15 protein-coding genes are annotated in these 19,671 nt (G+C 67.3%); 12 read left to right on the top strand and 3 right to left on the bottom strand.

Annotation, left to right across the window (positions count from 1 at the left end; translation table 11 throughout):
* Positions 1–169: 169 nt before the first annotated feature.
* A complete protein-coding gene (gene rplJ, locus K3U93_RS04135) occupies positions 170–736 on the top strand; it encodes a 50S ribosomal protein L10 (protein WP_083009360.1) in 567 nt (188 codons plus the stop codon).
* Positions 737–765: 29 nt separating this feature from the next.
* Complete coding sequence (gene rplL, locus K3U93_RS04140; protein ID WP_071509438.1) at positions 766–1,158, top strand: 50S ribosomal protein L7/L12; 393 nt, start codon at positions 766–768, stop codon at positions 1,156–1,158.
* A gap of 57 nt (positions 1,159–1,215) precedes the next feature.
* Here the strand turns inward: rplL and K3U93_RS04145 are convergent, their stop codons facing one another.
* Positions 1,216–1,902 (bottom strand): TetR/AcrR family transcriptional regulator, encoded by a 687-nt coding sequence (locus K3U93_RS04145; RefSeq protein ID WP_083009521.1) that lies wholly within the window; start codon positions 1,900–1,902, stop codon positions 1,216–1,218.
* Between the two features lie 71 nt (positions 1,903–1,973).
* On the opposite strand from K3U93_RS04145, the gene K3U93_RS04150 reads away from it, so the two are divergent.
* The 9 genes from K3U93_RS04150 to K3U93_RS04190 all read left to right on the top strand — a co-directional run bounded on the left by K3U93_RS04150 (position 1,974) and on the right by K3U93_RS04190 (position 17,785).
* Complete coding sequence (locus tag K3U93_RS04150; RefSeq protein WP_083009363.1) at positions 1,974–3,455, top strand: carotenoid oxygenase family protein; 1,482 nt, start codon at positions 1,974–1,976, stop codon at positions 3,453–3,455.
* A 170-nt stretch (positions 3,456–3,625) separates the two neighbouring features.
* Positions 3,626–4,636, top strand: a complete 1,011-nt coding sequence (locus K3U93_RS04155) for an ABC transporter ATP-binding protein (protein ID WP_071509436.1) — start codon at positions 3,626–3,628, stop codon at positions 4,634–4,636.
* Positions 4,637–5,069: 433 nt separating this feature from the next.
* Positions 5,070–8,618, top strand: coding sequence for a DNA-directed RNA polymerase subunit beta (gene rpoB / locus K3U93_RS04160; protein WP_139796758.1), 3,549 nt, complete (start codon positions 5,070–5,072; stop codon positions 8,616–8,618).
* Between the two features lie 59 nt (positions 8,619–8,677).
* Positions 8,678–12,628, top strand: a complete 3,951-nt coding sequence (locus K3U93_RS04165) for a DNA-directed RNA polymerase subunit beta' (RefSeq protein WP_071509434.1) — start codon at positions 8,678–8,680, stop codon at positions 12,626–12,628.
* Between the two features lie 257 nt (positions 12,629–12,885).
* Entirely contained in the window at positions 12,886–13,641 is a 756-nt protein-coding gene (locus K3U93_RS04170; RefSeq protein WP_071509433.1) for a deoxyribonuclease IV, read from the top strand.
* 59 nt (positions 13,642–13,700) lie between these two features.
* Positions 13,701–15,338, top strand: coding sequence for an acyl-CoA dehydrogenase family protein (locus K3U93_RS04175; RefSeq protein ID WP_083009369.1), 1,638 nt, complete (start codon positions 13,701–13,703; stop codon positions 15,336–15,338).
* Between the two features lie 8 nt (positions 15,339–15,346).
* Positions 15,347–16,294 carry a crotonase/enoyl-CoA hydratase family protein gene (locus tag K3U93_RS04180; protein ID WP_083009372.1) on the top strand — a complete coding sequence of 316 codons (948 nt, stop codon included), beginning with the start codon at positions 15,347–15,349 and terminating at the stop codon, positions 16,292–16,294.
* 4 nt (positions 16,295–16,298) lie between these two features.
* Positions 16,299–17,021 carry a PaaX family transcriptional regulator C-terminal domain-containing protein gene (locus tag K3U93_RS04185; protein WP_071509430.1) on the top strand — a complete coding sequence of 241 codons (723 nt, stop codon included), beginning with the start codon at positions 16,299–16,301 and terminating at the stop codon, positions 17,019–17,021.
* On the top strand, positions 17,018–17,785 hold the full coding sequence (locus tag K3U93_RS04190) for a crotonase/enoyl-CoA hydratase family protein (RefSeq protein ID WP_083009375.1): 768 nt from the start codon (positions 17,018–17,020) through the stop codon (positions 17,783–17,785). The genes K3U93_RS04185 and K3U93_RS04190 overlap by 4 nt, the downstream gene beginning before the upstream one ends.
* Positions 17,786–17,794: 9 nt before the next feature.
* Here K3U93_RS04190 and K3U93_RS04195 read toward each other — a convergent pair whose 3' ends face one another.
* Together K3U93_RS04195 and K3U93_RS04200 are read right to left on the bottom strand one after the other, a co-directional pair.
* Positions 17,795–18,274 carry a DUF3060 domain-containing protein gene (locus tag K3U93_RS04195; RefSeq protein ID WP_083009523.1) on the bottom strand — a complete coding sequence of 160 codons (480 nt, stop codon included), beginning with the start codon at positions 18,272–18,274 and terminating at the stop codon, positions 17,795–17,797.
* Positions 18,274–18,651: a DUF3060 domain-containing protein gene (locus K3U93_RS04200; RefSeq protein ID WP_071509428.1), complete on the bottom strand. Its 378-nt coding sequence runs from the start codon at positions 18,649–18,651 to the stop codon at positions 18,274–18,276. Before K3U93_RS04200 ends, K3U93_RS04195 begins: the two co-directional genes overlap by 1 nt.
* Before the next feature lie 201 nt (positions 18,652–18,852).
* On the opposite strand from K3U93_RS04200, the gene K3U93_RS04205 reads away from it, so the two are divergent.
* Positions 18,853–19,506: a TetR/AcrR family transcriptional regulator gene (locus tag K3U93_RS04205; protein ID WP_071509427.1), complete on the top strand. Its 654-nt coding sequence runs from the start codon at positions 18,853–18,855 to the stop codon at positions 19,504–19,506.
* Positions 19,507–19,671: the final 165 nt, after the last annotated feature.

Genomic DNA, 19,671 nt, shown 5'->3' on the forward strand with positions numbered 1-19,671 from the left:
GTTGAAGGTCCGGGAACATCCCGGCGGCCCACGCAGGAGGACGAGGCATCATCGCCGGCGTGCGCCGGCGGATCTTTACGCCCCGGCCGCTTCCTGCGCCGGGGCGTTCGTCGTTCCCCGGTGAATCGCAGACGACACGTCGCATGGCTTTCACTTTCAGGAGGTATGCATGGCCAGGGCTGACAAGGCCACCGCCGTTGCAGACATCGCGGAGCAGTTCAAGGAATCGACCGCCACCGTGATCACCGAATACCGCGGCTTGACGGTGGCGAACTTGGCCGAGCTGCGCCGTTCCCTCGGCGGATCGGCCACCTACGCGGTGGCCAAGAACACCCTCATCAAGCGCGCGGCCTCCGACGCCGGGATCGAGGGCCTTGACGAGCTGTTCGTCGGCCCGACGGCCATCGCATTCGTCACCGGTGAGCCGGTCGACGCCGCCAAGGCCATCAAGACCTTTGCCAAGGACAACAAGGCGCTGGTCATCAAGGGCGGCTACATGGACGGCCACCCGCTGACGGTCGCCGAGGTCGAGCGCATCGCGGACCTGGAGTCGCGCGAGGTGCTGCTGGCCAAACTGGCCGGCGCCATGAAGGGCAACCTCGCCAAGGCGGCCGGACTGTTCAACGCGCCCGCCTCGCAGGTCGCCCGCCTGGTGGCCGCGCTGCAGGAAAAGAAAGCCGCCGAGGGGCCAGCCGCCACGGAGGCGCCCACCGAGACCCCGGCTGAAGCCGAGTAACCCAACCACAAACCAGGAGGACCCACACCATGGCAAAAATGTCTACCGACGACCTGCTCGACGCCTTCAAGGAAATGACCCTGTTGGAGCTCTCGGACTTCGTCAAGAAGTTCGAGGAGACCTTCGAGGTCACCGCGGCCGCCCCGGTCGCCGTCGCTGCTGCCGGCCCCGCCGCCGGTGGCGCGCCCGCCGAGGCCGCCGAGGAGCAGTCGGAGTTCGACGTCATCCTCGAGGCCGCCGGCGACAAGAAGATCGGCGTCATCAAGGTGGTCCGCGAGATCGTCTCCGGCCTCGGCCTCAAGGAGGCCAAGGACCTGGTCGACGGCGCGCCCAAGCCGCTGCTGGAGAAGGTCGCCAAGGAGGCCGCCGAGGAGGCCAAGGGCAAGCTCGAGGCCGCCGGCGCCACCGTCACCGTCAAGTAGCCAACAGCGAAACCCCCGGGACCGCCATCCGGCTCTGGTCCCGGGGGTTTCGTACGCTCAGCGGCCGCCGCCTGCCGACCGCAGCGACCGTGCCACCCGCTCCGGTGAATCCCCCAGGGCGACAAGCAGTTTCAAAGTCATCGAACCCAGCACCGGCGCGATCGCCGTTCCGTCGTCGCCGTAATACCCGGCCAGTTCGAGCATCACGAACCCGTGCGTCAAAGCCCAGAACTGGGCCGCCGTGGCCACTATTGCCGCGTCGTCGTCCGGCGAACACACCGTGATCCGGCCCGCCAGCGTCGATCGGTGCACCGGGCGCACCACGTTGGCGAAGCTGGGATAGTGCTGCTCGATCTCGGCGACCGTGAGCGTCAACACGTTGCGCACCGGTGCGTTGATGCCGTGCGCGCTGGTGCTGCCGAACATCAGCCGGTACATGTGCGGGCGTTCGATGGCGTAGCGCCGGTAGGCCGCGCCGACGACGAACAGGTCGGCGACCGGGTCATCGGTCTGCGGCACCGTCAGCGCGGCGTCGAACTGCCGCAAGCCCTCCTCGGCGACCTCGGCGATAAGCCCCCGCATCCCGCCGAAATGGGTGTACACCGCCATCGTGGAGGTGCCGGCGGCGGCGGCCACCCTGCGGGTCTGCAGCGCATCCGGCCCGTGCTCGTCGAGCAGGCCGACGGCGGCGTGCAGCATCTCGTCACGAACATCGCGAACGCTGGGTTGAGTCTCCGAAGTCATCGTTGCCATCTTCTCATTGGCGGCGTACCGTCCATATAACGCTGAAATATCAATGTTATAGGAGTTCAGAAGTGACTTCCGTGCAAACCGCCCCATCCCGGAACCCGTATCTCGACGGCTTCCTGGCGCCGGTGGGCGCCGAAGTGACCGCGACCGACCTGAAGGTCACCGGGCGCATCCCGGAGCGCCTCGACGGGCGCTATCTGCGCAACGGGCCCAACCCCGCCGAGGAGGTCGACCCGGCCACCTATCACTGGTTCAGCGGTGACGGCATGGTGCACGGGGTCGCGCTGCGCGACGGGAAGGCCCGCTGGTACCGCAACCGCTGGGTGCGCAGCCTGTCGGTGTGCGCCGCCCTCGACGAGCCGGCACCAACCCGGCTCAACCCGCGGGCGGGCATGCTTTCGCTGGGAGCCAACACCAACGTGTTGACGCACGCCGGACGCACCCTGGCGCTGGTCGAGGGCGGTATCGCCAACTACGAGTTGACCGACGAGCTGGACACCATCGGCACGTGCGACTTCGACGGCACCCTGACCGGCGGCTACACCGCTCATCCGCACCGCGACCCGCGCACCGGCGAATTGCACGCCGTGTCTTACTCGTTCGCCCGCGGGCGCACGGTGCAGTACTCGGTGATCGACACCCAGGGACGGGCCCGCCGGACCGTCGACATCGAGGTGTCGGGGTCGCCGATGATGCACGACTTCTCGCTGACCGACAAATATGTGGTGATCTACGACCTGCCGGTGACGTTCGACCCGGTGCAGGTGCTGCCGGCGAAGATGCCGCGCTGGCTGAGCCTGCCGGCCCGGCTGGTGATGCAGTCGCTGGTCGGACGCGTCCGGGTACCGAGCCCGGTCACCGCGATGATGAACCGCAACCCCAAGCACTCCGACCGGATGCCGTACGCCTGGAACCCCGGCTACCCGGCGCGCATCGGGGTCATGCCCCGCGAAGGCGGAAACCGGGACGTGCGCTGGTTCGACATCGAACCCTGCTACGTCTACCACCCGCTCAACGCCTACTCCGAGATGCGTGACGGGGCCGAGGTTTTGGTGCTCGACGTGGTGCGCTACTCGCGGATGTTCGACCGCGACCGGCGCGGCCCCGGCGACAGCCCGCCCACGCTGGACCGCTGGACCATCAACCTCGCGACCGGCGCGGTGAGCACCGAATGCCGCGACGACCGCCCACAGGAATTCCCGCGGATCAACGAGGATCTGCTAGGTGGCCGGCACCGGTTCGGCTACACCGTTGGTGCGCAGTTTTCGGGCGCCGCGTCCGCGCTGTACAAGCACGACTACGGGCAGGGATCCAGCACGGTCGCCCCGCTTGAGCCCGACGTTTTGATCGGTGAGATGTCTTTTGTGCCCAACCCGGCGGCCCGTGCCGAAGACGACGGTATCCTGATGGGCTACGGCTACCACCGCGGCCGCGACGAAGGCCAACTGCTGTTGCTGGATGCCGCCACACTCGAGCCGATGGCCACCGTGCACCTGCCGCAGCGGGTGCCGATGGGCTTCCACGGCAACTGGGCGCCCACTGGCTAACACGCACGTCGAATAGCGGCGACCAGCGGCGACCCCGCGGCGTCTCGGGACGGGCAATTTTCCCGGCTGTCCTGAACAACGCTGATGCCTGGCCCCAACCGTGCGCTACAGTGACTCATGCCACAGAAAAGGGCAGGTGGCGGGGACGAGCGTCGACGGAAGGATTCCCCATGGGCGTCGCTATCGAGGTGAAGGGACTAACGAAGTCCTTCGGTTCCTCGAGAATTTGGGAAGACGTGACGTTGGACGTCCCCGCCGGGGAGGTGAGCGTCCTACTGGGGCCGTCGGGTACCGGCAAATCGGTGTTCCTGAAGTCGCTCATCGGTCTGCTGCGCCCGGAACGCGGCTCGATCGTCATCGACGGGACCGACATCATCGAATGCTCGGCGAAGGAGCTGTACGAGATCCGCACGCTGTTCGGCGTGCTGTTCCAGGACGGCGCGCTGTTCGGCTCGATGAACCTCTACGACAACACCGCGTTCCCGCTGCGCGAGCACACCAAGAAGAAGGAAAGCGAGATCCGTGACATCGTCATGGAGAAGCTGACCATGGTCGGCCTTGGCGGGGACGAGAAGAAGTTCCCCGGCGAGATCTCCGGCGGTATGCGCAAGCGCGCGGGCCTGGCCCGCGCCCTGGTCCTCGACCCTCAGATCATCCTCTGCGACGAGCCCGACTCGGGTCTGGACCCGGTCCGCACCGCCTACCTGAGCCAGCTGATCATGGACATCAACGCCCAGATCGACGCCACCATCCTGATCGTGACGCACAACATCAACATCGCCCGCACCGTGCCGGACAACATGGGCATGTTGTTCCGTCGCAAGCTGGTCATGTTCGGCCCCCGCGAGGTGTTGCTGACCAGCGACGAGCCGGTGGTGCGGCAGTTCCTCAACGGCCGCCGCATCGGGCCGATCGGCATGTCCGAGGAGAAGGACGAGGCCACCATGGCCGAAGAGCAGGCCGCACTCGATGCGGGTCAGCACGCGGGCGGTGTGGAGGAAATCGAGGGAGTGCCCCCGCAGATCGTCGCGTCGCCGGGGATGCCAGAGCGTAAGGCCGTCGCCAGGCGCCAGGCGCGGGTGCGGGAAATGCTGCACACGCTGCCGAAGCAGGCCCAGGTCGCGATCCTGGACGACCTCGAGGGCACCCACAAGTTCCGGGCGCACGAGTTTGGCGACTGACGCGCCACCCCGGCCAACCCCGCGAGAAGCCGTGACCCGAAAATTTTGCGATAACTTGGCGCAACTTGCCGCCCCGCCCTCTTGACGGCAGGGCGTAAACGGGTCAATCTGTTGGGCAGCATGTGTCTGCTCTATTCGGGGAACGTCGAGATCGCCAGCCAGCGCCGATCCCGCCGGGCAGGTAGTTGAGGAATGCGCGGTCCTGCGCTATTGTTGGACGTTGCGCTGGCTACCTCCTGCCCACCTCACCCGCCACTTGACACCGTGGTCTTAGCCTGAGCCCCTTCTGCGGCCGAAGCTATTTAGTTGCGCGTGAGATCCGGACAGATCGTTCGCCGGCCTAACCGACAAGATTATTGCGGCGAACAGGGCCCGCTGGGCAGCGCCCTTTTAGGGTTCCCGTGAGTCGCACGAGGTGCTGGAAGGATGCATCTTGGCAGATTCCCGCCAGAGCAAGACGGACACTACTCCTCCCCAGGGTCGCCCAAAAAGTTCCACTAACAACTCCGTGCCCGGAGCACCGAAACGAGTTTCTTTCGCCAAACTCCGCGAACCGCTTGAGGTTCCGGGGCTGCTTGACGTGCAGACCGACTCGTTCGAGTGGTTGATCGGCTCGCCGCGCTGGCGCGAGGCCGCCATAGCCCGCGGCGAGGGCAAAGGGGGGGCCAAGCCGGTAGGTGGCCTGGAAGAGGTGCTCTACGAGCTGTCGCCCATCGAGGACTTCTCCGGTTCGATGTCGCTGTCTTTCTCCGATCCCCGCTTCGACGAGGTCAAGGCGCCGGTCGACGAGTGCAAAGACAAGGACATGACCTACGCGGCCCCGCTGTTCGTCACGGCCGAGTTCATCAACAACAACACCGGCGAGATCAAGAGCCAGACGGTGTTCATGGGTGACTTCCCGATGATGACCGAGAAGGGCACCTTCATCATCAACGGGACCGAGCGCGTCGTCGTCAGCCAGCTGGTGCGCTCGCCCGGTGTGTACTTCGACGAGACCATCGACAAGTCGACCGAGAAGACGCTGCACAGCGTCAAGGTGATCCCGAGCCGCGGCGCGTGGCTGGAGTTCGACGTCGACAAGCGCGACACCGTGGGCGTGCGCATCGACCGCAAGCGCCGCCAGCCGGTCACCGTGCTGCTCAAGGCGCTGGGTTGGACCAACGAGCGGATCACCGAGCGGTTCGGCTTCTCCGAGATCATGATGTCGACGCTGGAGAAGGACAACACCGCCGGCACCGACGAGGCGCTGCTGGACATCTACCGCAAGCTGCGTCCGGGCGAGCCGCCGACCAAGGAGTCCGCGCAGACCCTGCTGGAGAACCTGTTCTTCAAGGAGAAGCGCTACGACCTGGCCAGGGTTGGCCGTTACAAGGTCAACAAGAAGCTCGGGCTGCCGGCGGCCGAGTCGGCCGTACCCGCCTCGACCACGCTGACCGAAGCGGATGTCGTCGCCACCATCGAGTACCTGGTGCGCCTGCACGAGGGCCAGGCAACGATGACGGTTCCCGGCGGCGTCGAGGTGCCGGTGGAGACCGACGACATCGACCACTTCGGCAACCGCCGGCTGCGCACGGTCGGGGAGCTGATCCAGAACCAGATCCGCGTCGGCATGTCGCGGATGGAGCGCGTCGTCCGGGAGCGGATGACCACCCAGGACGTCGAGGCGATCACGCCGCAGACGCTGATCAACATCCGGCCGGTGGTCGCCGCGATCAAGGAGTTCTTCGGCACCAGCCAGCTGTCGCAGTTCATGGACCAGAACAACCCGCTGTCGGGGCTGACCCACAAGCGCCGGCTGTCGGCGCTGGGCCCGGGTGGTCTGTCGCGTGAGCGTGCCGGCTTGGAGGTCCGTGACGTGCACCCGTCGCACTACGGCCGGATGTGCCCGATCGAGACCCCGGAGGGTCCGAACATCGGCCTGATCGGTTCGCTGTCGGTGTACGCGCGGGTCAATCCGTTCGGGTTCATCGAGACGCCTTATCGGAAGGTTGTGGACGGTGTCGTTACTGACGAGATCGTCTACCTGACCGCCGACGAGGAGGACCGCCACGTCGTGGCGCAGGCCAACTCGCCGACCAGACCCAACGAGGCCGGTGCCGAGGTTTTCGAAGAGGGGCGTGTCCTGGTTCGCCGCAAGGCGGGCGAGGTGGAGTACGTGCCCAGCTCCGAGGTGGACTACATGGACGTCTCGCCGCGGCAGATGGTGTCCGTGGCCACCGCCATGATTCCGTTCCTCGAGCACGACGACGCCAACCGTGCCCTGATGGGCGCCAACATGCAGCGCCAGGCGGTTCCGCTGGTGCGCAGCGAGGCGCCGCTGGTGGGCACCGGCATGGAGCTGCGCGCGGCGATCGACGCCGGCGACGTCGTCGTCGCCAACAAGCCCGGGGTGATCGAGGAGGTGTCCGCCGACTACATCACCGTGATGGCCGACGACGGCACCCGGCATACCTACCGGATGCGCAAGTTCGCCCGCTCCAACCACGGCACCTGCGCAAACCAGTCCCCGATCGTGGACGCGGGCGACCGGGTGGAGGCCGGCCAGGTGATCGCCGACGGTCCGTGCACCCAGAACGGTGAGATGGCGCTGGGCAAGAACCTGCTCGTGGCGATCATGCCGTGGGAAGGCCACAACTACGAGGACGCGATCATCCTGTCCAACCGCCTCGTCGAAGAAGATGTGCTGACCTCGATCCACATCGAGGAGCATGAGATCGACGCCCGCGACACCAAGCTGGGCGCCGAGGAGATCACCCGGGACATCCCGAACGTCTCTGACGAGGTGCTGGCCGACCTGGACGAGCGTGGCATCGTGCGCATCGGCGCCGAGGTTCGCGACGGCGACATCCTGGTCGGCAAGGTCACCCCGAAGGGCGAGACCGAGCTGACGCCGGAGGAGCGGCTGCTGCGGGCGATCTTCGGCGAGAAGGCCCGCGAGGTCCGCGACACCTCGTTGAAGGTGCCGCACGGCGAGTCCGGCAAGGTGATCGGCATCCGGGTGTTCTCCCGCGAGGACGACGACGAGCTGCCGGCCGGGGTCAACGAGCTGGTCCGCGTCTACGTGGCCCAGAAGCGCAAGATCTCCGACGGCGACAAGCTGGCCGGCCGGCACGGCAACAAGGGCGTCATCGGCAAGATCCTGCCGGCCGAGGACATGCCGTTCCTGCCGGACGGCACGCCGGTGGACATCATCCTGAACACCCACGGTGTGCCGCGACGGATGAACATCGGCCAGATCCTGGAGACCCACCTCGGCTGGGTGGCCAAGTCCGGGTGGAAGGTCGACGTGGCGGGCGGGACTCCGGACTGGGCCGCCAACCTGCCCGAAGACCTGTTGCACGCCGAGCCCGACGCCATCGTGTCGACGCCGGTGTTCGACGGCGCCAAGGAAGAAGAGCTGCAGGGCCTGCTGTCCTCGACGCTGCCGAACCGCGACGGTGAGGTGCTGGTGGACGGCGACGGCAAGGCGGTGCTGTTCGACGGGCGCAGCGGTGAGCCGTTCCCGTACCCGGTGACCGTCGGCTACATGTACATCATGAAGCTGCACCACCTGGTGGACGACAAGATCCACGCCCGCTCCACCGGCCCGTACTCGATGATCACCCAGCAGCCGCTGGGCGGTAAGGCGCAGTTCGGTGGCCAGCGCTTCGGTGAGATGGAGTGCTGGGCCATGCAGGCCTACGGCGCCGCGTACACGCTGCAGGAGCTCTTGACCATCAAGTCCGACGACACGGTCGGGCGGGTCAAGGTCTACGAGGCGATCGTCAAGGGCGAGAACATCCCGGAGCCGGGCATCCCCGAGTCGTTCAAGGTGCTGCTCAAGGAGCTGCAGTCGCTGTGTCTCAACGTCGAGGTGCTGTCGTCCGACGGTGCGGCGATCGAGCTGCGCGAAGGCGAGGACGAGGACCTGGAGCGGGCCGCGGCAAACCTGGGAATCAACTTGTCCCGCAACGAATCCGCGTCCGTTGAGGACCTGGCTTAGCGGCAACGTTGCGCCAGCGTCTTATTGGTAACTAAACCCGCAAGGGGAAAGGGAGTTACGTGCTCGACGTCAACTTCTTCGATGAACTCCGCATCGGCCTGGCCACCGCGGAGGACATCCGGCAATGGTCTTACGGCGAGGTCAAGAAGCCGGAGACGATCAACTACCGCACGCTGAAGCCGGAGAAGGACGGCCTGTTCTGCGAGAAGATCTTCGGACCGACTCGGGACTGGGAGTGCTACTGCGGCAAGTACAAGCGCGTCCGCTTCAAGGGCATCATCTGTGAGCGGTGCGGCGTCGAGGTGACCCGCGCCAAGGTGCGCCGCGAGCGGATGGGACACATCGAGCTGGCCGCCCCGGTCACGCACATCTGGTACTTCAAGGGTGTGCCGTCGCGCCTGGGATACCTGCTGGACCTGGCCCCGAAGGACCTCGAGAAGATCATCTACTTCGCCGCGTACGTGATCACCTCGGTCGACAACGAGATGCGGCACAACGAGCTGTCGACGCTCGAGGCCGAAATGATGGTGGAGCGCAAGGGCGTTGAGGACCAGCGCGACACCGAACTGGAGGCCCGTGCGCAGAAGCTGGAGGCCGACCTGGCCGAGCTGGAGGCGGAGGGCGCCAAGGCCGATGCCCGGCGCAAGGTTCGTGACGGCGGCGAGCGGGAGATGCGCCAGATCCGCGACCGCGCGCAGCGTGAGCTGGACCGGCTGGAGGACATCTGGAGCACCTTCACCAAGCTGGCCCCCAAGCAGCTCATCGTCGACGAGAACCTCTACCGCGAGCTGGTCGACCGTTACGGCGAGTACTTCACCGGTGCCATGGGCGCGGAGTCGATCCAGAAGCTGATCGAGAACTTCGACATCGACGCCGAGGCCGAGTCGCTGCGCGAGGTCATCCGAAGCGGCAAGGGGCAGAAGAAGCTTCGCGCGCTCAAGCGGCTCAAGGTGGTCGCCGCCTTCCAGCAGTCGGGCAACTCGCCGATGGGCATGGTGCTCGACGCCGTGCCGGTGATCCCGCCGGAATTGCGCCCGATGGTGCAGCTCGACGGCGGCCGGTTCGCCACCAGCGACCTCAACGACCTGTACCGCCGGGTGATCAACCGCAACAACCGGTTGAAGAGGTTAATTGACCTCGGAGCTCCTGAAATCATTGTCAACAACGAGAAGCGGATGCTGCAGGAGTCCGTGGACGCGCTGTTCGACAACGGCCGCCGCGGGCGCCCGGTCACCGGGCCCGGCAACCGTCCGCTGAAGTCGCTGAGCGACCTGCTCAAGGGCAAGCAGGGCCGGTTCCGGCAGAACCTGCTCGGCAAGCGCGTCGACTACTCGGGCCGCAGCGTTATCGTGGTCGGCCCGCAGCTCAAGCTGCACCAGTGCGGCCTGCCCAAGCTGATGGCGCTGGAGCTGTTCAAGCCGTTCGTGATGAAGCGGCTCGTCGACCTCAACCACGCGCAGAACATCAAGAGCGCCAAGCGCATGGTGGAGCGCCAGCGTCCCCAGGTGTGGGACGTGCTGGAAGAGGTCATCGCCGAGCATCCGGTGCTATTGAACAGGGCACCGACGCTCCACAGATTGGGCATCCAGGCCTTCGAGCCAATGCTGGTGGAGGGCAAGGCCATTCAGCTGCACCCGCTGGTGTGTGAGGCGTTCAACGCCGACTTCGACGGCGATCAGATGGCGGTGCACCTGCCGCTCTCGGCCGAGGCGCAGGCCGAGGCCCGCATCCTGATGCTGTCTTCCAACAACATCCTGTCGCCGGCGTCCGGTCGCCCGCTGGCCATGCCGCGACTGGACATGGTGACCGGGCTGTACTACCTGACCACCGAGATCGAGGGCGACACGGGCGAATACCAGCCGGCCGCCGACGACCGTCCGGAAACGGGTGTGTACTCCTCGCCGGCCGAGGCCATCATGGCCGCCGACCGCGGTGTTTTGAGCGTGCGGGCCAAGATCAAGGTGCGGTTGACCCAGCTGCGTCCGCCGGCCGAGATTGAGGCCGAGCTGTTCGGCACCAATGGCTGGCAGCCGGGGGACGCGTGGATGGCCGAGACCACGCTGGGCCGGGTGTTGTTCAACGAGCTGCTGCCGCTGGGCTATCCGTTCGTGAACAAGCAGATGCACAAGAAGGTGCAGGCCGCCATCATCAACGACCTGGCCGAGCGCTACCCGATGATCGTGGTCGCGCAGACCGTCGACAAGCTCAAGGACGCCGGCTTCTACTGGGCGACCCGCAGCGGTGTCACGGTCTCGATGGCCGACGTGCTGGTTCCGCCGCGCAAGAAGGAGATCCTCGACCGCTACGAGGAGCGGGCCGACAAGGTCGAAAAGCAGTTCCAGCGTGGCGCTTTGAACCACGAGGAGCGCAACGAGGCGCTGGTGGAGATCTGGAAGGAAGCCACCGACGAGGTCGGTCAGGCGCTGCGGGAGCACTACCCCAGCGACAACCCGATCATCACGATCGTCGACTCGGGTGCCACGGGTAACTTCACCCAGACCCGGACGCTGGCGGGCATGAAGGGTCTGGTGACCAACCCGAAGGGTGAGTTCATCCCGCGTCCGGTCAAGTCGTCGTTCCGCGAGGGCCTGACCGTGCTGGAGTACTTCATCAACACCCACGGGGCTCGAAAGGGCTTGGCGGACACCGCGTTGCGTACCGCCGACTCCGGGTATCTGACCCGGCGTCTGGTGGACGTTTCGCAGGACGTCATCGTTCGCGAGCACGACTGCCAGACCGAGCGTGGCATCGTTGTCGAGCTGGCCGAGCGCGCGGCCGACGGCACGCTGATCCGCGACCCGTACATCGAAACCTCGGCGTACGCGCGGACTTTGGGCGCCGACGCGGTCGACGAGGCGGGCAACGTCGTCGTCGCGCGCGGTGAGGACCTGGGTGACCCGTCGATCGACGCCCTGTTGGCGGCGGGCATCACGCAGGTCAAGGTGCGCTCGGTGCTGACCTGTACCACCGGCACGGGCGTGTGCGCGACCTGCTACGGGCGCTCCATGGCCACCGGCAAGCTGGTCGACATCGGCGAGGCCGTCGGCATCGTGGCCGCCCAGTCCATCGGTGAGCCCGGCACGCAGCTGACCATGCGGACCTTCCACCAGGGTGGTGTCGGTGAGGACATCACCGGCGGTCTGCCGCGGGTGCAGGAGCTGTTCGAGGCCCGCGTCCCGCGCGGCAAGGCGCCCATCGCCGACGTCACCGGGCGGGTCCGTCTCGAGGAGGGCGAGCGCTTCTACAAGATCACCATCGTTCCCGACGACGGGGGCGAGGAGGTCGTGTACGACAAGCTCTCCAAGCGGCAGCGGCTCCGCGTGTTCAAGCACGAGGACGGCTCCGAGGGGGTGCTGTCCGACGGCGACCACGTCGAGGTGGGCCAGCAGCTGATGGAAGGCTCGGCCGACCCGCACGAGGTGCTGCGCGTGCAGGGCCCCCGCGAGGTGCAGATCCACCTGGTCCGCGAGGTCCAGGAGGTCTACCGCGCCCAGGGTGTGTCGATCCACGACAAGCACATCGAGGTGATCGTTCGCCAGATGCTGCGCCGAGTCACCATCATCGACTCGGGCGCGACGGAGTTCCTGCCCGGCTCGCTGATCGAGCGTGCGGGATTCGAGTCGGAGAACCGCCGGGTGGTGGCCGAGGGCGGCGAGCCCGCCGCCGGTCGTCCGGTGCTGATGGGTATCACGAAGGCGTCGCTGGCCACCGACTCGTGGCTCTCGGCGGCGTCGTTCCAGGAGACCACGCGGGTGCTGACCGATGCGGCGATCAACTGCCGCAGCGACAAGCTCAACGGTCTGAAGGAGAACGTGATCATCGGCAAGCTGATCCCGGCCGGCACCGGGATCAACCGCTACCGCAACATCCAGGTGCAACCCACCGAGGAGGCCCGCGCCGCGGCGTACACGATCCCGTCCTACGAGGATCACTACTACAGCCCGGACTTCGGCCAGGCCACCGGGGCCGCGGTCCCGCTGGACGACTACGGCTACAGCGACTACCGCTAAGTAGCGCGAGCAGCCCCGGGTTTTCACCCGGGGCTGTTTCGTGCGCGTCGAGCGTCACGCTGGCGTGGCCGCCGATTTCCAGGGTCGCGCTAGCGTGACGCTCGACGCCGACCCACGCCATGCTCACAGTGGGTTTCCGCGCAGTAGTCACCACTCGATCCGCGAAAACGCTAGCGCCGGCGATAGCGGATTCGAAAGTCGCCTATTGGTCCGGGCGCGCCGCCACATGCGTCGGCACCCTCACTACACTGGCCACCGTGCTCATCGGTTCGCACGTCCGCAACGACGATCCCCTGGCCGCCGCCCAAGCCGACGGCGCCGACGTGGTGCAGTTCTTCCTCGGCAACCCGCAGAGCTGGAAGAAGCCCAAGCCGCGTGACGACGCCGAGACACTGAAGGCATCGACCATCCCGCTGTACGTCCACGCGCCGTATCTGATCAATGTGGCCTCGGCCAACAACCGCATCCGCATCCCGTCGCGCAAGATCCTGCAGGACACCTGCGACGCGGCGTCCGCCATCAACGCCACGGCGGTGATCGTGCACGGCGGCCACGCCGACGACAACGACATGGAGGCCGGCTTCGAGCGGTGGGTCAAGGCGCTGGACTACCTGAACACAGACGTGCAGGTCTATCTGGAGAACACCGCGGGCGGCGACCATGCGATGGCCCGCCACTTCGACACCATCGGCAGGCTCTGGGATCGCATCGGCGACACCGGGATTGGCTTCTGTTTGGACACTTGCCACACATGGGCGGCGGGTGAGGCGCTGGTGGATGCCGTGGATCGCATCAAGGCCATCACGGGTCGCGTCGACCTGGTGCACTGCAACGACTCCAAGGACGAGGCGGGCTCGGGTAGGGACCGCCACGCCAACCTGGGCAGCGGCCAGATCGATACCGAGCTGCTGGTGGCGGCGGTCAAGGCCGCCGATGCGCCGGTCATCTGCGAAACCGCCGACGAGGGCCGCAAGGACGACATCGCGTTCCTGCGGGAGAAGACCAGCGGCTGAGGCCCCACACTGGCATTACACCTCTTGTTCGGTTGTCGAAAAAGTGTAACATCGACACCATGTCAGATACGCATGTCGTCACCAACCAGGTTCCGCCCCTGGAGAACTACAACCCCGCGACCTCCGCGGTGCTCGTCGAGGCGCTGATCCGCGAGGGCGGTCAGTGGGGCTTGGATGAGGTGAATGAGGTGGGGGCGCTTTCTGCCAGCCGCGACGCGCAGCGGTGGGGCGAGCTCGCCGACCGCAACCGACCCATCCTGCACACCCACGACCGCCACGGGCACCGCGTCGATGAGGTGGAGTACGACCCGGCCTACCACGAGCTGATGCGCGCCGCCATCGGCCACGGCATGCACGCCGCACCATGGGCCGATCCAAGGCCGGGCGCGCACGTGGTGCGGGCCGCCAAGACCTCGGTGTGGACGGTGGAGCCGGGCCACATGTGCCCGATCTCGATGACATACGCCGTCGTCCCGGCGCTGCGCCACAACCCCGAACTGGCAAAGGTTTACGAGCCGTTGCTGACCAGCCGCACCTACGACCCGGAGCTCAGGCCGGCCACCACGAAGGCCGGCATCACCGCGGGCATGTCGATGACCGAGAAACAGGGCGGTTCCGACGTGCGCGCCGGCACCACCCAGGCAACCCCCAACGGCCCCAACGCTGATGGCAGCTACAGCCTGACCGGTCACAAGTGGTTCACCTCGGCGCCGATGTGCGACATCTTCCTGGTGCTGGCGCAGGCGCCGGGCGGGCTGTCGTGCTTCCTGCTACCGCGGGTGCTGCCCGACGGCACCCGCAACCGGATGTTCCTGCAGCGGCTCAAGGACAAGCTCGGCAACCACGCCAACGCCTCCAGCGAGGTCGAATACGACGGCGCCATCGCGTGGTTGGTCGGCGAGGAGGGCCGCGGCGTGCCGACCATCATCGAGATGGTCAACCTCACCCGGCTGGACTGCACCCTGGGCAGTGCGACCAGCATGCGTACCGGCCTGACCCGCGCCATCCACCACGCCCAGCATCGAAAGGCGTTCGGCGCCTACCTGATTGACCAGCCACTGATGCGCAACGTGCTGGCCGACCTGGCCGTGGAGGCCGAGGCCGCCACGATGGTCGCGATGCGGATGGCCGGCGCCACCGACAACGCGGTGCGCGGAGACCAGCAAGAAGCGCTGCTGCGCCGCATCGGCCTGGCGGCCAGCAAGTACTGGGTGTGCAAGCGCGCCACCCCGCACGCCGCCGAGGCGCTGGAGTGCCTGGGCGGCAACGGCTATGTCGAGGATTCCGGCATGCCGCGGCTGTACCGGGAGGCGCCGCTGATGGGCATCTGGGAGGGCTCGGGCAACGTCAGTGCGCTGGACACGCTGCGGGCCATGGCAACTCGCCCCGAATGCGTCGAGGTGTTGTTCGCCGAACTCGCCGAGAGCGCGGGCCAGGATCCGCGGCTGGGCGTCCACGTCGAGCGGCTGCGGCAAGACCTGACCGACCTGGACACCATCCAATACCGCGCCCGCAAGGTCGCCGAGGATATCGCCCTGGCGCTGCAGGGCTCGCTGCTGGTGCGCCACGGGCATCCCGCCGTCGCCGAGGCATTCCTGACCACCCGGCTCGACGGCCGGTGGGGTGGGGCGTTCGGCACCATGCCGGCCGGACTGGACTTGGCGCCCATCTTGGAGCGGGCCCTGGTAAAGGGCTGAGCCGCAACATGACTCACGCGATCAGGCCGGTCGACTTCGATAACCTGAAAACGATGACCTACGAGGTCACCGATCGGGTTGCGCGGATCACCTTCAACCGGCCGGAGAAGGGCAACGCGATCGTCGCCGACACCCCGCTGGAGCTCTCGGCGCTCGTGGAGCGCGCCGACCTCGATCCCGATGTGCACGTCATCCTGGTGTCGGGGCGCGGCGAGGGCTTCTGCGCGGGTTTCGACCTCTCCGCCTACGCCGATCGCACCGGCCCGGCCGGCGACGCGGATCTTAAAGGTGCCTACCGGGGCACCGTGCTGGACGGCAAGACGCAGGCCGTCAACCACCTGCCGAACCAGCCATGGGACCCGATGATCGACTACCAGATGATGAGCCGGTTCGTGCGCGGGTTCTCCAGCCTGATGCACGCCGACAAGCCGACGGTGGTCAAGATCCACGGCTACTGCGTGGCCGGCGGCGCCGACATCGCGCTGCACGCCGACCAGGTGATCGCCGCCGCCGACGCTAAGATCGGCTACCCGCCTACGCGGGTGTGGGGCGTCCCGGCGGCCGGCCTGTGGGCGCACCGGCTCGGCGACCAGCGCGCCAAACGCCTGCTGCTTACCGGCGATTGCATCACCGGAAAGCAGGCCGCCGAGTGGGGCCTGGCGGTCGAGGCCCCGGACCCGAAGGACCTCGACGAGCGCACCGAGCGGCTCGTGCAGCGGATCGCCGCGGTGCCGGTCAACCAGCTGATCATGGTCAAGCTCGCGCTCAATTCCGCTCTGCTGCAACAGGGTATAGCCACCAGCAGGATGGTCGGCACCGTGTTCGACGGCGTCGCCCGGCACACGCCCGAGGGGCACGCGTTCGTCGCCGACGCCGTCGAGCACGGCTTCCGCGAAGCGGTCAAGCACCGCGACGAGCCGTTCGGCGACTACGGCCGCAAGGCGTCACGGGGGTAAGCGCATGCCGAACATGACGGCCCGGTCGGTGGTGCTCAGCGTGCTGCTTGGCGCCCATCCGGCGTGGGCGAGCGCCAGCGAATTGATCAGGCTGACAGCAGATTTCGGCATCAAGGAGACGACGTTGCGGGTCGTGCTGACCCGCATGGTCGGCGCCGGCGACCTGGTCCGCTCCGCCGACGGCTACCGGCTCTCGGATCGCCTGCTGGCCCGCCAGCGCCGTCAGGACGAGGCCATCGACCCACGGGTCCGGGCCTGGCGCGGGGACTGGCTCGTGCTGATCGTCACCAGCGTGGGCACCGACGCCCGCACCCGGGCCACGCTGCGAACTACCATGCACGACAAGCGATTCGGTGAACTGCGCGAAGGGGTGTGGATGCGGCCCGACAACCTCGACCTCGACCTGGGCCCCGATGTCGCGGCCCGCGTGCGGGTGCTCAGGGCGCGCGACGACGCGCCGGATCAGCTGGCCGGCGAGCTGTGGGACCTGCCCGCGTGGGCGGAAACCGGCCAGCGGCTGCTCGACGAGATGGCCCAGGCGACAGACATTCCCGGTCGGTTTGTGGTGGCCGCGGGGATGGTGCGCCATCTGCTCACCGACCCGATGCTGCCCGACGAGCTGTTGCCCGCCGACTGGCCCGGCGCCCGGCTGCGCCGGGCTTACCACGACTTCGCCACTGAGCTGATGGAACAACGCGAACCAACCCGACTGGTGGAGGCGACATGAGCGATCCGGTGCGCATAGAGCGCAATGGCCCGGTGACCACGGTGATCATCAACCGGCCCGCGGCGCGCAATGCCGTCAACGGCCCGACGGCCGCGGCGCTGTACGCTGCGTTCGAGGAGTTCGACCGCGACGACGGCGCCTCGGTGGCCGTGCTGTGGGGCGATGGCGGAACCTTTTGTGCGGGAGCCGATTTGAAGGCCTTCGGCACACCCGAGGCCAACGCCGTGCACCGGACGGGCCCCGGCCCGATGGGTCCGACGCGGATGGTGCTGTCCAAACCGGTGATCGCCGCGGTCAGCGGCCACGCCGTCGCCGGGGGTCTCGAACTGGCCATCTGGTGTGACCTGCGGGTGGCCGAAGAAGACGCCGTGTTCGGGGTGTTCTGCCGGCGCTGGGGGGTGCCACTGATCGACGGCGGGACCGTGCGGCTGCCCCGGCTGATCGGGCACAGCCGCGCGATGGACCTGATTCTCACCGGCCGCGCCGTAAAGGCCGACGAAGCGCTAACGATCGGGTTGGCCAACCGGGTCGTGCCCAAGGGCCAAGCGCGAAGGGCGGCCGAGGAACTGGCGGCTCAGCTCGCGGCGCTGCCCCAGCAGTGCCTGCGGTCGGATCGGCTGTCGGCGCTACGTCAGTGGGGGACAACGGAATCCGATGCGCTCGATCTCGAGTTCGCCAGCATTTCCCGGGTCGCCGCCGAGGCGGTGGCAGGGGCCGGGCGGTTCGCCGCGGGCGCGGGCCGTCACGGCGCGCCGGCGAGTTAGTCGGTCCCGTCAGCTGCCCTTGTTGATGGTGTTGCCCGAGCCGAGGTTGTCGACCTTGGGATCACCGTCCTTGTAGGTGATGGTGTTGTCGAGCCCCACCACGCTGATGCGCGTGTTGACCTTGTCGAGGGTGATCTTGTTGTTGGCGCCACCGATCGTCACCGTCGCGCAGGTGCCGGTGACGGTGAGCGTGTTGTTCGAGCCGCCGACGTTCAGCGACTTGCCGTCGGCGCAATCGAGGGTGGCGGTGGTCCCCATCGACCCGTAGTTCAGCGTGTTGCCGATCTCGACCGACGCGGTGGTGCTTGCGCCGCTCGTGCTCGTCGGTGCGGCCGCGCCGCTCGTCGTCGCGGTGGTGCTCTTTGTCGTCGCGGTGGTGCCCCCGGGCGGGTTGGCCGTCGAACTGCACCCCGCCAGCACCAGCGCCGCCACGGCCGGCGCCAGGGCGAGCGCGGCCAGCCTGGGCGAGTCAGTCGGGTGGGCGCGCATCATCCCGGTACCTGCTGCAGCCGGTTGGTCATGCCCAGCTCGCGGCCGCGGTCCCAAATGAACGGCGCACCGTTGTGGTAGAACACCGTCTCGTCCCAGCCGTAGGCGGTGATGTCGTGCGTGATCGAGTCGGCGACCACGGTGTTGGACGAGCCCATTACCGTCACGGCCCAGCAGTTCCCCAACGCGGTGATCCTATTGCTCGTGCCATTGACGACCAGCGTGGCATCGTTGCAGTCCAGCGTCTGTTCGAGGCCCTGCCCGGTGACGTGGGTGTCGCCGTTCTTGGCGTGTGCGGCCGGCGCCGGGGCCGCCACAGAGGCCGCGACGGCGATGGCACACGTAGCCAGCGATCCAGCGACGGTTGTCCAGTTCACTGCGGGCCCCCTTCGAGACGGGTGAATCTGCTCGAATGAGACTACGTGCATTTGCCCGCTCGATGGCAGAGTTATTTGCATTTCTGGGTCCCAGCGCCGGGCTGGTTTCACGGCCGCCGTCAACTAGAGTCATTAGTTAGCCGCTGCGTCCACCGCGAAACGGCGGTGACCCACCCGATCCTCAGTCGAAGGGCGATCCCCATGGCAGCTCCGGAACGGTCGTCGGCGGCTGGGCGCCAGCGCCCGGGGAAATCGGCCTCCCGCCCGGCCAAACTGAGCCGCGAGGGCATCGTGGAGGGCGCGCTGGCCTTCCTGGACCGGGAGGGCTGGGACTCGCTGACCATCAACGCGTTGGCCACGCAGCTGGGGACCAAGGGACCGTCGCTGTACAACCACGTGGACAGCCTGGAGGACCTGCGCCGCGCGGTGCGGATCAGGGTCATCGACGACATCATCACGATGCTGAACAGGGTGGGGGAGGGCCGCGCCCGCGATGACGCCGTGCTGGTCATGGCCGGCGCCTACCGCAGCTACGCCCATCACCACCCCGGCCGGTACTCGGCGTTCACCCGGATGCCGCTGGACGGTGACGACCCGGAGTACACGGCGGCCACCAGGGGTGCGGCCGCCCCGGTGATCGCCGTGCTGTCCTCCTACGGTCTCGGTGGTGACGAGGCGTTCTACGCGGCGCTGGAATTCTGGTCCGCACTGCACGGTTTTGTGCTGCTGGAAATGACCGGCGTGATGGACGACATCGACACCGACGCGCTGTTCTCCGACATGGTGCTGCGGCTGGCTCGGGGTTTGGAGAGCCTGGAGAGGCGCACCGCCCAGCACGGTGCCGCACAGAAGTAGGAGACCGGCCGCCGCTTTGACCTGCGAGACCGGCGACGGGTATCGTGGTAGCTCGTGCCTGGCGGCTTACGGCGCCTGACGTAAGGAAGTGGATGCCGGGCGAATTCGCATGTCCACGATGCACGGATGGCTCCGGTGCTCGGCGCATGCGACACGCCAGGCCGC

Origin of the sequence: Mycobacterium malmoense, from assembly GCF_019645855.1 — a bacterium.
Lineage (GTDB): Bacteria > Actinomycetota > Actinomycetes > Mycobacteriales > Mycobacteriaceae > Mycobacterium > Mycobacterium malmoense.

Coding starts and splice junctions, on each gene's coding strand:
- rplJ (WP_083009360.1), top strand. CDS start 170: ATGGCCAGGGCTGACAAGGCCACCGCCGTTGCAGACATCGCGGAGCAG.
- rplL (WP_071509438.1), top strand. CDS start 766: ATGGCAAAAATGTCTACCGACGACCTGCTCGACGCCTTCAAGGAAATG.
- K3U93_RS04145 (WP_083009521.1), bottom strand. CDS start 1,902: ATGACTTCGGAGACTCAACCCAGCGTTCGCGATGTTCGTGACGAGATG.
- K3U93_RS04155 (WP_071509436.1), top strand. CDS start 3,626: ATGGGCGTCGCTATCGAGGTGAAGGGACTAACGAAGTCCTTCGGTTCC.
- K3U93_RS04175 (WP_083009369.1), top strand. CDS start 13,701: ATGTCAGATACGCATGTCGTCACCAACCAGGTTCCGCCCCTGGAGAAC.
- K3U93_RS04180 (WP_083009372.1), top strand. CDS start 15,347: ATGACTCACGCGATCAGGCCGGTCGACTTCGATAACCTGAAAACGATG.
- K3U93_RS04185 (WP_071509430.1), top strand. CDS start 16,299: ATGCCGAACATGACGGCCCGGTCGGTGGTGCTCAGCGTGCTGCTTGGC.
- K3U93_RS04190 (WP_083009375.1), top strand. CDS start 17,018: ATGAGCGATCCGGTGCGCATAGAGCGCAATGGCCCGGTGACCACGGTG.
- K3U93_RS04195 (WP_083009523.1), bottom strand. CDS start 18,274: ATGCGCGCCCACCCGACTGACTCGCCCAGGCTGGCCGCGCTCGCCCTG.
- K3U93_RS04205 (WP_071509427.1), top strand. CDS start 18,853: ATGGCAGCTCCGGAACGGTCGTCGGCGGCTGGGCGCCAGCGCCCGGGG.